This is a genomic window from Varibaculum massiliense (assembly GCF_900106855.1).
Classification (GTDB): Bacteria; Actinomycetota; Actinomycetes; order Actinomycetales; family Actinomycetaceae; genus Varibaculum; species Varibaculum massiliense.
The window spans coordinates 906409-918753 of sequence record NZ_FNWI01000004.1 but is presented as its reverse complement, the minus strand read 5'-3'; the positions used below and the strand labels follow the sequence as shown (position 1 = coordinate 918753).

The window sequence follows — 12345 nt, the reverse complement described above, 5'->3', positions numbered from 1 at the left end:
CCACCTCCTAACTATTTTTATGGTTTACCCGGCGGTTTTCTGGGTAAGCACCTTGATCGCTTCGGGCAAGACGAGCTTGCCGTCTAGGCGTTGGGATGCGAGGAACCCGATCTGCCCGGTGGTTGCAAATAGCTCGTTTAGGCGTTTGAAGGAGCGGCCTTGCCGGTCAGCAATCCAATAGAAGCCGAGGTCACCGAACGCTACTGTGCGCGCCCCAGCTTTAAGCTCAGGCACAAACACGGAAGTGTGAACGGGTCGGCCAAGGATCATGTCGGGAGTCCCAGCAGTCAGGGCTGGCTGCCACAGGTACTGCCCATTACCATCCTTCAACTTCCGGACGGTTTTGACGGTTGCATCGTTCATCAGCCACACCGCACGTGCCCGGTACGGGGCACGCAAACTATAGTGCAGATCGATGAGTTCATCAGCGCTAATGTCGCTAGGCTTGGCACTGGTCACGCCAGTCTCCGCACCGCCGGTTGGGTTGAAGATGCCGGTGGGTTTACCCTTACCATCACCAACCAGGAACGCTTCTTCTTCAGCAGCCCCAATACGGCGAGCAAACTCGCTCGCTAAGTATTGTTCAACGTTAAACGCTGCATCGTTGAGCAGTTCTTCGCTGATTTTGAGGAAGGTACCCAGCTTGAACGCCGACAGAGAGATTTGGGTGAAGGCTTCATCGGATTCGCTATATGGCTTGCCTTCATCCAGCCAGGTAGCGGTGCCATGGGTAGACACGACAGGGATCTTGCGATCCCCGCTAGTGGTCTGAATAACCTTGGCCAGGGTGCGCATAATGTTTTGGTCGGCTAAAGACTGCACTAGGGTGCGTTCGAACTCGTCAGGCACTAGGTATCCGCCCTCAGAATCCACCCCCTCACTTAGCGCATTCCTTACTTCCACCGGCGAGGTGTTAAGCCGCATCGCATCCCAAAACGCCCGCTTGTAGGAAGCTGTAGCACGGGCAGGCTTCGCCTTGCCCACATTCTCGTCTGATCCAGCACCTGGTGTTGCTGTGATGGGTGCCCGAGTCGCCTGCGCGAGGTTGGCTTCTGTGCGTTCGGCCCGCTCGGATCGAGCGATCTCGTTAGAAAGCGCCTCGATCTCAGCCTCCATCTTCGCGTAAGCCGCATCGTCCTCAGCGCTCAGGCAGCCGGTCTCAAAGTTACGGCGCTCATCCAGAAAAGCCTTCGCCTTATTCCAGGTTTCGGCACGGCGAGCATAAAGATCAGTAACAGTAGTCATGATAAAAAGTTCCTCTCTTAAGGGTTTAGTGGGGTTGATCAGTTAGTTGGGCGTATAAATCAACAACCCGCCGACCACAAGAGACAGCGGGCTGCAAAGAACAACGGGTATCAGGAGATGGCAGTGAGCCAGGCGGAGCACTATCTTTTCGCTGGCCAGCTAACTGCGCGACGAGGCGCTGTTCCGCGGCCTTTCTGGAAAACACCACACCACCCTTGTTTTTGGGCGGCAACGGCGGCTTCTTACGGGCAGGGCCTTGCTCGTCATCCCCGCCGGAATCGTCCTCATCCGGCTCGTCTTCACCCGGCTCTTCAGATTCTTCGTCCTCTTTGTCTGGGGTTGGTGCTCGTTTACCAGTCAGCAGCTCGTCGGCGAACCCAAGTTCGATGGCTGCAGTTGCGTCCATCCAGGTCTCGGCATCCATCAACTTCGACAACTTCGCCCTGCTCAACCCAGTCTTGAGCTGGTAAGCATTGATAATCGAGTCCTTGACACTCTCAAGCATGTCGAGGGCACGCGAGAGTTCGGTTTTATCGCCCATCGCCAACGTTGCTGGGTTGTGGATCATCAACATCGACACCGGCGACATCGCCACATGACTTGCTGCCATGGCGATCACGCTCGCTGCGGATGCTGCGATGCCATCAATATTGACTGTCACGGTTCCTGGGTAGTCCAGAAGCATGTTGTAAATCCTGGCTGCCGCCACGACATCGCCACCGGGACTGTTGAGCCAAACAGTGACCGGTCCTGATCCGGCATTTAGTTCAGATGCGAAGATGGCGGGTGTTACGTCATCGTCGAGCCAGGATTCTTCGGCGATAGCCCCGTTGATACGCAAAACCCGAACATCCTCTTGGGTGTCCGGGTTGGTTGTTTCTGGTGGTATCCAGTTCCAAAAACGCTTCACATTCTCCTCCTCAAAATTTGGTTCTTTTCAGGTTGTTCTTCCAGCTGCTCATCGTTAGCTGCGACAGCGTCGGCTTGTTTGGTGGCGGCATAAGCGCCTGCCATATCGAGTGGCAGCATGTTGCCGTTGACCAGGTAGAGATCCCCGCCATCGGCCTCATCGATGCGGTCGAGATTCTCTAGCTCGCGGATGTCGTTGGCGCTCATCCACCCGTTCTGCCTGGCTACCGCGTAGCCCTCCATACGCGACTGGTAATCCCCGCGCAGCAGCCCCTCAACATTGAACTTCACAAACAACTGCTGCTTTTCACGCGGGTTCAAGAGAGTTTTCGTGATTGCTTGTTCCCAGCGGATCACCCACGGATCAAGCGTGTACTTCACAAACTCCAGAGACTGCTGCTCAATATTAGAAAAGGAACTCTTTTCCAGATCGCCGATCATGTGCGGCGGAATACGGAAAATCCGGGCAATCTCGTTGAGCTGAAACTTCCGTGTTTCAAGAAACTGTGCCTGCTCCGGAGACACGCTAATAGGCGTGTACTTCATGCCCTCTTCTAAAACAGCGACCTTATTGCCGTTCTTCGCACCACCAAAGGTAGCCTGCCAAGACTCACGCACCCGAGAAGGATCCTTAATCGTGCCAGGATGCTCCAACACCCCACCAGGAGCAGCACCATTAGCAAAAAACGACGCCCCGTAATCTTCGGTGGCTTGTGCCAGGCCGATAGCATTGCGGGCCATCGCAATCGGTGAATAACCCACTAAACCGTCGAAGCCGAGACCTGGGATATGCAAAACATCGGCTGGGGTCAGCCGGATGGTTTTGTATTCGCCTGCCGGCTCATCCCAGGAGGTCTGGTACTCGTAATACAAAGCCTTAGTGTCCAAGTCTCTGCCTACGCTCATGCGGTTTGGCTGCAACGGATAGAGCCCTATGATTTCACCTAGGCCGTTGCGTACAACCTGGGCGAACGCGTTACCCCACAAAAGCAGATGCGTCATCAAAGTTTCGCGGAAAACAAACGACGTCATCTCGGGGTTCGGCTCATCATGAAGAAGCCGATACAAACCATGATCGGTAGCTTTTTCTTTACCGCCACCTTCCGTATGCCGGTAAACATGCAGTGGCAAACCCGCGATAGCCTCAGCCAGGATACGCACGCATGAATGCACAGCGGTCATCTGCATCGCGCTGCGTTCTGTTACCGGACGACCAGAAGACGTAGGTCCGAACAAGAACGAGTAAGACGAGCCAATCGTATGGTTTTCGGTCTCGCGGGGTCTACCGCGTAGCCAGTTGCGTATCCCCATGGAGCACTCCTTGCATGGATAATTTGTTATGTGAATAAACGTAGATCACCGAAAGAACGCATAAACGAACCAGGCTCAATGCAGTCGGAACGAATCGATGGCTTTGAGAACATAGAAACGGGTACCCCAGTCCTGTACCGGTGGATTTATGACCGAATATTTTGGGATCTCGACCATGCAGAAGTCGAGCTGACAGGAAGTCGCGTCGATTTCGCTAATCTAATTCACGCAGCTGCTCACCTACGTCTCGTTTTGGAGCGCGTAGTTACAGCTTCCTTTGCCGCTAGCAAAAGGCTTTTCGACAAGGCACAGAAAAAGATGGAAAGCGCAAAAGACTTCGGAGAGATGCGAAAACGTTTGAAGGAGCTTAATCCAAACTATTGGCCATGTTCGTTCGGATATGTTACCCATGATGGAACTGTGGGGCAAGGCGTACGACCGGAAGTTGGACTCCAGGAATCCGAAGTCGGACGCAGTTTTGGTCTTGTCAGCGCGATCCTCCATGCACCTAATCCATTCAAAAAGAATGAGACTTCTCCTGAAGAGAACTTCGAAGCACTTAGAGCTTTGTGCCTATTTTTGCGAGAGCTGCTTGAATCCCACATTGTTCAACTTGCAGATTCCTCCGAGTTTCTTCTACTTCGACGTGACGGTAACGGAGAAATTCGAGTTCAAAGTATCAAGACTGACCGACCACTTTTGTAAGTATTAGAGCACAAGTAGTCCCCGCGAGTCGTAAACCGAACCACCACTAAGTGCGTTGCCACACCTGATAGCCCGATCCAAGGCCATGATGGTGGCGACCACCCCGTCGATTTTTTCCGTGGATTTTTGCTTATCTGGCTTGATGTTGCCAGCTGGGTCGGTGCGCACGTGAATGTTATCGACCATCCAGGCCAGCACCGGGTGCCCGCCGTGCGCGAGCTTGCCTTCCAACGCCAGCTTCATCAGTTCCTTGGATGGTGGGGACATGTCTTTGAAGCCTTGCCCAAATGGCACTACCGTGAAACCAGCATCCTCAAGGTTTTGGCTCATTTGGACCGCTCCCCACCGGTCGAAAGCGATTTCTCGGATATTAAACCGGGTGCCAAGATCCTCAATGAACTTCTCGATATACCCGTAGTGCACCACGTTGCCCTCAGTTGTGAGTAGGTGGCCTTGCTGATGCCATAGGTCGTAGGGGACGTGATCCCTAGAAACTCTGAGTTTGAGGTTGTCTTCGGGTATCCAAAACCAGGGTGCAACCGTGTATTTGTCATCGTCATCCGTGGGTGGGAATACGAGAACGAAAGCAGTGATATCGGTGGTAGAGGCAAGATCCAGCCCTCCATAACAGGGTCGTCCCTCGAGGTCGTCTAGATTGACTGGGGTATTGTTTTGATTCCACACGTGCATGGGCATCCATCGCACAGACTGTTTGACCCACTGGTTCAAACGCAACTGTCTGAAGGTGTTTTCTTCAGCCGGATTCTGCCTGGCACTATTACAAGCGTCCCTAACTTTCTGGATTGGCACCGTCACGTCCAAGGATGGGTTGGCTTTATGCCACACGGCTTCATCGGTCCAATCATCATCTTGCGCTGCCCCATATATGACTGGATAGAAAGTGGGGTCGATCTTTTTGCCATCCAGGATGTCTTGGGCTTTTTGGTGTTGTTCGTAGCAGATGCTGTGGGTGTCGGTGCCGGCGGTTGTGATCAGGAAGTACAGTGGCTGGGTGCGAGCATCCCCACTGCCTTTGGTCATCACGTCGAAGAGCGCCCGGTTGGGTTGGGTGTGTAGCTCATCGAATACCACTCCGGAAATATTGAATCCGTGTTTGGAATAAGCCTCGGCCGATAGTACCTGGTAGAAGGAATTGGTGGGGGAGTAGATGATACGTTTTTGGCTTCTAAGGATCTTTACCCGCTTGGCTAGTGGGGGACACATTCTCACCATGTCGGCTGCCACTTCGAACACGATGGATGCTTGTTGCCGATCGGCAGCACACCCATAAACTTCAGCGCGTTCCTCGCCATCGCCGCAACACAGTAAGAGTGCGACGGCGGCGGCAAGTTCACTCTTGCCCTGTTTCTTCGGGATCTCCACGTAAGCCGTAGTGAATTGGCGAAACCCGTCAGGTTTGACCACCCCGAAAAGGTCGCGAATGATTTGTTCTTGCCAATCAATCAACTTAAAAGGTTTTCCTGCCCACCGGCCTTTCGTATGCTTTAAAGCTTCGATAAACGCGACCGCAAAATCAGCTCGGCGCTTGTCATAGCGCGAGCTTTCAGCCATGAACCGGGTCGGGTGATAATCAGCTAGCTCACGCATACGAATCAGTTACCTTCTATTGGTTAAAAAATCAGTTACTACCAGCGATAACAGGCGCCCTCAAGCCTTGTGGGGCTAGGCTTCGGGCAGATTAGCTAACGCCCAGGCGAGCGCGTGACCGTCGTCAGGGAAAATCTGGTCGGCTTGCTTGATCAGTTCGAGGCCGCATTCGATGAAGGACTTACCCTGCCAGGGGTTCTCGGAGGGGGTTTCGGTCAGGTGGTAGATGCAGGCGTCGTTGCCATAAACCCCGCCCTTGTGCCAACTGTAGCTGGTGGCGATCACTAGGTTGCCGTAGCGCACCACCGCACCGTAGCTATCGGTGGCCATTTGCAGGCGTTCCATCGTTGTCGTTTCCATCGCTGTATTTCCTTTCTTCGCGTACCGTTTTGGTATGTATATACAGCCATAGACTTCGCTACTTATCCAGTCATTTTGCCACCTATTTTGCCTAATAAATAGTGGTTTACATCTCTTGGTTAGTGTTTATTAGTGGCGGGGTTTTCCACGCAGAATCACCGCTTAATGGTGCAAGTAAAATCTTGCGTACTTCCTTATCTTCTTTACCAGAAAGTCCGATGCGGTAAAGCAGGGAGCGCAGTTCATACTTCTCATTACTTACCTGTCTTGTACTGCGGGTTACGGTGCGGCGGATCCGTTTAGCGTACGCGATCAGCTTCGTTAAGAACTCGGTGTAGGCAGTGATCTTCTCAAACTCGGGCAGCTCATCCCACCACGGGAAACTCAGCCCCTCACTACTGGTGGTGATGTCGAGCCGGCTCGCGCCGAGCGCTTTAGCGATCAAGTCTTTCTTGGCTGCAATAAGTCCATGCAGCCTTGCCAGCTCAGTCTCATCAAGCGTGGCGGGCAGGGTGACTACGAGCCCGTAGTTTTCAGCCTTTTTGGTGTTCACCATTGCTCATCCTCCTCACCATCAAACTCGATGCTTTGAACGTCCAGCCATGTGCGGATGAGGCGCATGAAGTCGTGTGGGAAGTTGGAGACAATCATTTCTACGTGCTTGTAGCCGTGGTCTTCGGCTGCATCCCACACCGCACCAATATCGGTCAGGTCGACTCCGAGGTTTTCGATTTCTTCTAGATCGGCGTATAGCTGTCCCATCATCACCAAACCCTCTCTTTCTTGCTGGTTGTTTGGTCATGTACATACAGCCATAGGAACGCGTACTTATCCAGTCATTTTCGCCTTAAAATCCAGGAGTTTTAGTGGTCTCGGCGACTATCTGGGAAAGCACGAGTTTGGCGCACGGCAAAGCTATCCCGTTTCCCCACAGCTTGTAGAGTGCCCGGTCGGACGCTGGATTGGTGAGCCAAGAGCGTACTTGGTTGCGGGTTTTAGGTTTTTTCAATCCTTGCACCTTGGCCCAGCTGGCCCAGATCTGCCACCAGTAATCCAACTGTGAATCTGTAGGATCGCTGATTGCTAAATCCTGTGTCCAATCATCAGGGAATCCTTGTAGGCGGGCGCATTCGGTTGGGGTTAAGCGTCTCACGCGGTATTCGGGCATGCCAGGGTCAGTGACCAGGGGCGGCTCAGTTGAGTCCGAAGCCAACAGAGCACCAGCAATATTGACGTTTCCTCGGCAGAAGAAGTCGGACTTTGATGCCGAGATGACATCGGGTTGCATGATGGCGATGCCGCCTTGGTTGCAGGTCGGAGAAACACCAGACGTATCGAGCGTCTTTGATACCTCGGTGGGATAACCGTACCTGCCTACTGCTGCGCCGCGTCCCTCATGCAACGCATTGAAACCGTAGGCGGTAGCGATGATGGGAGTATTGCCTCCGCCAGTGCCGTAACGAGCGGTCACGGTTGGTGCTATCTGGCATGGTCCGCCCACTCTGGCATCATGAGGATGATGGTCAAATAGTAGCGGCTCAATAATACTCTGATCGTTACTGCATCCGAGCGTGCCCGACAGATTTGTTTGCACGAGCGGACCTTTACCACCACCTGGTTTACCTGCCCGCATCCGCAAGGCGAACACATCTAAAGATTTGCTTGCCTCGTGAGTGCCTGCTCGAGGATTGGTGGGAGGGTTTTGCTTTTCACTGCAGCCCTGCGCAAGATTCCTTGAGCTGCCCGTGGGCTCAAAGAGTATTTGTCCGGCACGCCCGCTTGCAAAATCTGCGATAAGGTAGATTCTTCTACGTCGTTGGGGTACTCCGAAAAATTGCGCGTCCAATACTCGCCACGCAATACTCCATTGGTCTGCCACGACCGCTCCAGCTTTTTGCCATTTGTTAGCTCGAGGTAGGTCAGCCGCTGCCGTTTCGTCGACAACCGAGATGAGGTTTTGCAGGACGCTGTGGAAGTCTGCCCCTTTATTGCTTGAGAAGGCTCCGGGCACGTTTTCCCAAACAGCGAATCTTGGATATAGACCATGACTTGCCTTTCTCATTTCCTTGATGACTCTGACAGCTTGGTGGAATAGACCGGAGCGTTCGCCAGATAAGCCTGCCCTTTTACCTGCCACCGATAGGTCTTGGCAAGGAGAGCCAAACGTGACCACATCCACCGGCTCTAGCTGACTGCCGTCAATGTCGCAGATGTTTCCCAGGTGTTGCATGTGTGGCAAACGCGTTGTGGTGACCAGAATCGGGAAAGGCTCAATCTCGCTCGCCCACACAGGTTCGATGCCAATCTTGGTGGCGGCGAGTGGGAATCCTCCTGAGCCATCAAAAAGCGAGCCGAGCCTTAAAGTTTGTGTCAAGGGTTAGCCTTTCTGCTTGGGGCGCTCGACTTCTTTCACCAGATCGAGATACGTGTATTCCTTGCCGTCTCGTAGGCAGGTAATTCCTGCTGCGTCTCCGGTTGCTTCGGCATAGCGGCGCAGGATCACGGAAGCGTATTTCTCATCTAGCTCCATCGCGTAACAGGTACGGTCAATAGCTTCTGCAGCCATTAGCGTGGAACCAGAGCCAGCAAAAGTGTCGAGGATGATTGCGTTGGTTTGGGTTGAGTTACGAATCGGATAAGCCAACAGGTCTAGTGGCTTCGAAGTCGGATGGTCACTGTTTTTGCGGGGCTTGGCAAAATTCCACACCGTGGTTTGTTTGCGGTCTGCATACCAAGTGTGAGAGCCGTCTTTCTTCCACCCATACAGCACCGGTTCGTGCTGCCACTGATATGGGGAACGACCAAGTACGAGGGAGTCTTTGACCCAAATACAACAGCCCGACAGGTAGAAGCCAGCATCAGAGAAAGCGCGACGGAAGTTGAGGCCTTCGGTGTCGGCATGGAAAACATAGGCTGACCCTCCCTTAGCCAGAGATGCCGCCATGTTGGTAAATGCAGCCAGCAGAAACTCATAAAACGCGTCTGCGTCTTGCTTATCACCTGCAATTTTCAGGCCGCTAGATGATTTGAAGTCCACGTTGTAAGGCGGGTCTGTGACCACCAGATTAGCCTGTTTGCCATCCATCAAGGTTTCGACATCGGCCGGGTTCGTGGCGTCCGCGCACATTAGGCGATGCCTACCAATCCTCCAGATATCGCCGCGTTGGACGAAAGCTGCTGCTTCAAGGGCGGCGTTCAGGTCGAAGTTATCGTCCTCGATACTGTCGCCGTCGAGAGAACCTATCAACTGTTGTATTTCGGATTCGTCGAAACCGGTGAGTTCAACGTCGAAATCGGAAGCATCCAGGTCGGCTATGAGTAGGGCGAGTTTGGAATCATCCCAATCGCCACTGATCTTGTTTAGAGCAACATTTAAGGCTTTTTCGCGGGTTTCGTCGAGTTCGACGACCACGCAGTCCACGGTTTTATAGCCCAGATCAGCCAGTACTTTTAGACGCTGATGCCCACCCACAACATTTCCGGTGGTTTTGTTCCAGATGACTGGCTCCACATACCCAAACTCGCTCAGGGAGCGCCTTAACTTTTCGTAGTCCGCGTCCCCAGGTTGTAGGTCTTTGCGGGGGTTGTAGTCAGCTGGGGTGAGATCACTTATAGCTATTTGCTTGATGCGCATGGTTTTTCACCACCTTGACAAGCTCACGGCTAGTAGTCCAGGTGTCTTCCCACTTGCGTGTGTAATCCCCGAAATGCCCATACGTCGAATAACGCACATAGCCGGGTGCTCGCAGCCCAAACTGGTCGATGATTGCTGCTGGCCGAAGATTGAACATATCTTGAGCTACAGCCGTGAGAATCTGGTCGCTGTATTGGCCGGTGCCGAGCGTGTCCACACTGAAAGCAACCGGGTCGGCTTTACCAATCGCGTAACTAATCGCCACCTGGCACCGGGATGCAAGATCCGCATCCACTATCGTTTTCGCGATCAGCCGCGCCATATAAGCACCCGAGCGGTCAACCTTAGAAGCATCTTTACCACAGAAAGCTCCACCACCATGAGAAGCTAGCCCGCCATAGGTATCAACCATCAACTTCCTACCGGTGAGCCCAGTGTCAGCTTTAGGGCCGCCCTCCACGAACCGCCCGGACGGGTTGATCAACACAACCGTGTCCGGGCCTACCGGTAGATATGGCTGACATGCTGGGCCAACAATCAGCGAAGTTATTTCACGTCGCAACACCTCAAAATCCTTGGATTCATCGTGCTGGACGGAAACCACCACCGTCTCTACGGCTTGCGGTTTACCTACCTCGTCGTAGCGCACCGAAACTTGTGCTTTACCATCCGAAAAGATCCCGGTAATGGTTCCTTGCTTGCGCGCATCATCTAGCCGCTTACAAATCTCGTGGGCTAAAACAAGAGGCAACGGTAAACGCTCAGGAGTATCAGTGCAGGCATAACCATAGACCGTGCCTTGATCACCAGCACCCTGAAGACAATAAGCAGACTCATCACCATGGCGAGCCTCTAAAGATGTGCTCACCCCGCCGTTAATATCGCTAGATTGACACCGCACCCATACATAAACTAAAAATCTCCACGGCTTATAGCCAGCTGCAGTAAGTGCAGTTCGTACAGATTCCCGGATTCGCACATGAGCTTTAGTGCTGATTTCACCGGTGACAATAATGCGTCGCCCAGTAGCCATGACCTCTACCGCGACGCGGGCGTTGGGATCAGTGTAGAGAATTTCGTCGAGAATCTGATCAGCAATTAAATCGCACAGTTTATCGGGGTGACCGATACACACTGCTTCAGCAGTTTTAACCACAGACATAATACGCACCTTTCATAGAGAGGAACTACAGGAAACAAAGAACGCGCCCCCAAGGCGGGGACGCGAAGAAAAACCAGAAATCATAACCCAGCAAAAATCGCTCAACGGTAACGACGGAAGCTTTTGCTGCCTGCTAAGACCGAGCTTTCAGCAACTGCTCCATAACCTCATCACCCGGGGCCGCACCCGAATAGTCACTAGTGCAGTTAGCTCGCACAATCTCAAAAATCTCATACCAATACACGTTTGCCTGCTTACCAAAAGACTGGCTCATCGCAACGAACGGAGACGCTATCGCGGCCCCCGTGGTCGGGTGCTTGCCGAGCAAACCGAACTTGGAGATTGCCTGTTCGCACTGCACATAGCGGGCGAACGCCTGGGCGTAGGCCTCAATCAGACGCTTAGAAACAAACCTCGTACAACCACGCTCATCCAACCACCGCCAGGTTTCTTTGTAGACAAGGTCAGCACCCAGCGGTTTGCCATCACGCTGGATATCGCTTAAGTATTCAGAGGGTTCGGGCATCACCTCACCAGCAAGTACCGTGCCCGCGCCAACATCTGCGCCCTCGAAATCAAAAGGGGCCGCTAGCGGATCTTCCAGGCGAGTAGCAGGCAGGCCCTTAGCGAGTTTCTCACTCAGCGGGTCGGGTTTCGCGCCAGCCCTCACGCGCCGCCCACCGCGATTGGTTCCGTCTTTCGCCATGAAATCTCGCCTCCTTCCAGGCGGTTAGCCCGGTGATGGAGGGCTTGCGGGTTAATACCCTGTTTGATTCGGTCTTTTTGCGTACGGTTGGCCCCGCCCGCTGACCTTCGCCGAAGCTGTAGAGATTTGAGGCCCCCAACCCCTAGCCGAATCCTTGACTGGTCCCGTAACTTGGCGTGGCAACAAGGTCAATATTTTTTAGGGTGGGGAAGTACCAATGGTTGTGTTGCGGTTTTCAAGAAATCTAGTAGGTGTAGACCTGAGGGGCTTGCCTCCATCTGTCACCGTCTAACGCGCTCTGCCTGGAGTGGCAGGGTTTGCACAGGCTGCGCAGGTTAGAAAAGTCGTGGCTGCCACCATGCTCTAAGGGCAGGACGTGGTGGACTTCTTGAACTGGGGTGGTTAGTCCTTTTTCCAGGCAGTCTTCGCATAGAGGATGCTGGGAAATGTATGCGGCACGGATGCGGCGCCAGCGTGCACCGTAACGCTTGTTGATTCTCGGGTCACGTTGAAACTTACGGTAGTTCTTGTCTGCCTTTTTGGCGTGGATCTGGCAGAACCTTTCGCGGGTTAGTTCGGGACAGCCAGGCGCAGAGCAGGGACGTTTTGGTTTGCTTGGCACCAGCCTCACCCTCCTTTGCTAGGCAAGACGAAACCCTCCGGGCAGTGATAACTGTTTGCCGGAGGGTTCGTTCCTATATTTTC

General features: G+C 53.4%; 13 protein-coding genes. 1 reads left to right on the top strand and 12 read right to left on the bottom strand.

Going from position 1 to position 12345, the window contains the following annotated elements:
• Positions 1-24 precede the first annotated feature (24 nt).
• Genes BQ5456_RS04120 through BQ5456_RS04110 form a run of 3 tightly spaced genes read right to left on the bottom strand, consistent with a single transcriptional unit; the run spans position 25 to position 3390 of the window.
• The gene (locus tag BQ5456_RS04120; protein ID WP_071128880.1) at positions 25-1245 is read right to left on the bottom strand and encodes a phage major capsid protein; all 1221 of its coding nucleotides are present in this window, start codon (positions 1243-1245) and stop codon (positions 25-27) included.
• 25 nt (positions 1246-1270) lie between these two features.
• Entirely contained in the window at positions 1271-2155 is an 885-nt protein-coding gene (locus BQ5456_RS04115) for a head maturation protease, ClpP-related (RefSeq protein WP_048707979.1), read from the bottom strand.
• Positions 2152-3390, bottom strand: a complete 1239-nt coding sequence (locus BQ5456_RS04110) for a phage portal protein (protein WP_456243172.1) — start codon at positions 3388-3390, stop codon at positions 2152-2154. The genes BQ5456_RS04115 and BQ5456_RS04110 overlap by 4 nt, the downstream gene beginning before the upstream one ends.
• Positions 3391-3495: 105 nt before the next feature.
• On the opposite strand from BQ5456_RS04110, the gene BQ5456_RS04105 reads away from it, so the two are divergent.
• Positions 3496-4170, top strand: coding sequence for a hypothetical protein (locus BQ5456_RS04105; RefSeq protein WP_143037018.1), 675 nt, complete (start codon positions 3496-3498; stop codon positions 4168-4170).
• 3 nt (positions 4171-4173) lie between these two features.
• Here the strand turns inward: BQ5456_RS04105 and BQ5456_RS04100 are convergent, their stop codons facing one another.
• From BQ5456_RS04100 to BQ5456_RS10090, 9 genes are all read right to left on the bottom strand, one after another.
• Complete coding sequence (locus tag BQ5456_RS04100) at positions 4174-5778, bottom strand: terminase large subunit (protein ID WP_048707993.1); 1605 nt, start codon at positions 5776-5778, stop codon at positions 4174-4176.
• 75 nt (positions 5779-5853) lie between these two features.
• Positions 5854-6138, bottom strand: coding sequence for an Nmad4 family putative nucleotide modification protein (locus BQ5456_RS04095; protein WP_048707996.1), 285 nt, complete (start codon positions 6136-6138; stop codon positions 5854-5856).
• A gap of 106 nt (positions 6139-6244) precedes the next feature.
• Positions 6245-6694 (bottom strand): virulence protein, encoded by a 450-nt coding sequence (locus BQ5456_RS04090; protein ID WP_071128879.1) that lies wholly within the window; start codon positions 6692-6694, stop codon positions 6245-6247.
• Positions 6688-6903 carry a hypothetical protein gene (locus tag BQ5456_RS04085; RefSeq protein WP_048708001.1) on the bottom strand — a complete coding sequence of 72 codons (216 nt, stop codon included), beginning with the start codon at positions 6901-6903 and terminating at the stop codon, positions 6688-6690. The genes BQ5456_RS04090 and BQ5456_RS04085 overlap by 7 nt, the downstream gene beginning before the upstream one ends.
• An 82-nt stretch (positions 6904-6985) precedes the next feature.
• Positions 6986-8512 carry a DNA cytosine methyltransferase gene (gene dcm, locus BQ5456_RS04080; protein WP_071128878.1) on the bottom strand — a complete coding sequence of 509 codons (1527 nt, stop codon included), beginning with the start codon at positions 8510-8512 and terminating at the stop codon, positions 6986-6988.
• Positions 8513-8515: 3 nt separating this feature from the next.
• Positions 8516-9772: a site-specific DNA-methyltransferase gene (locus tag BQ5456_RS04075; RefSeq protein WP_071128877.1), complete on the bottom strand. Its 1257-nt coding sequence runs from the start codon at positions 9770-9772 to the stop codon at positions 8516-8518.
• Positions 9744-10934, bottom strand: coding sequence for a methionine adenosyltransferase (gene metK / locus BQ5456_RS04070; RefSeq protein WP_071128876.1), 1191 nt, complete (start codon positions 10932-10934; stop codon positions 9744-9746). Before metK ends, BQ5456_RS04075 begins: the two co-directional genes overlap by 29 nt.
• 133 nt (positions 10935-11067) lie before the next feature.
• Positions 11068-11640 (bottom strand): P27 family phage terminase small subunit, encoded by a 573-nt coding sequence (locus tag BQ5456_RS04065; RefSeq protein ID WP_071128875.1) that lies wholly within the window; start codon positions 11638-11640, stop codon positions 11068-11070.
• Between the two features lie 244 nt (positions 11641-11884).
• Positions 11885-12262 (bottom strand): HNH endonuclease, encoded by a 378-nt coding sequence (locus tag BQ5456_RS10090; protein ID WP_083378349.1) that lies wholly within the window; start codon positions 12260-12262, stop codon positions 11885-11887.
• Positions 12263-12345 lie beyond the last annotated feature (83 nt).

Bases quoted from the DNA above. Each gene is read 5' to 3' on its own strand.
- BQ5456_RS04120 (WP_071128880.1), bottom strand. From the start codon at position 1,245: ATGACTACTGTTACTGATCTTTATGCTCGCCGTGCCGAAACCTGGAAT.
- BQ5456_RS04100 (WP_048707993.1), bottom strand. From the start codon at position 5,778: ATGCGTGAGCTAGCTGATTATCACCCGACCCGGTTCATGGCTGAAAGC.
- BQ5456_RS04095 (WP_048707996.1), bottom strand. From the start codon at position 6,138: ATGGAAACGACAACGATGGAACGCCTGCAAATGGCCACCGATAGCTAC.
- BQ5456_RS04090 (WP_071128879.1), bottom strand. From the start codon at position 6,694: ATGGTGAACACCAAAAAGGCTGAAAACTACGGGCTCGTAGTCACCCTG.
- BQ5456_RS04085 (WP_048708001.1), bottom strand. From the start codon at position 6,903: ATGATGGGACAGCTATACGCCGATCTAGAAGAAATCGAAAACCTCGGA.
- BQ5456_RS04075 (WP_071128877.1), bottom strand. From the start codon at position 9,772: ATGCGCATCAAGCAAATAGCTATAAGTGATCTCACCCCAGCTGACTAC.
- metK (WP_071128876.1), bottom strand. From the start codon at position 10,934: ATGTCTGTGGTTAAAACTGCTGAAGCAGTGTGTATCGGTCACCCCGAT.
- BQ5456_RS04065 (WP_071128875.1), bottom strand. From the start codon at position 11,640: ATGGCGAAAGACGGAACCAATCGCGGTGGGCGGCGCGTGAGGGCTGGC.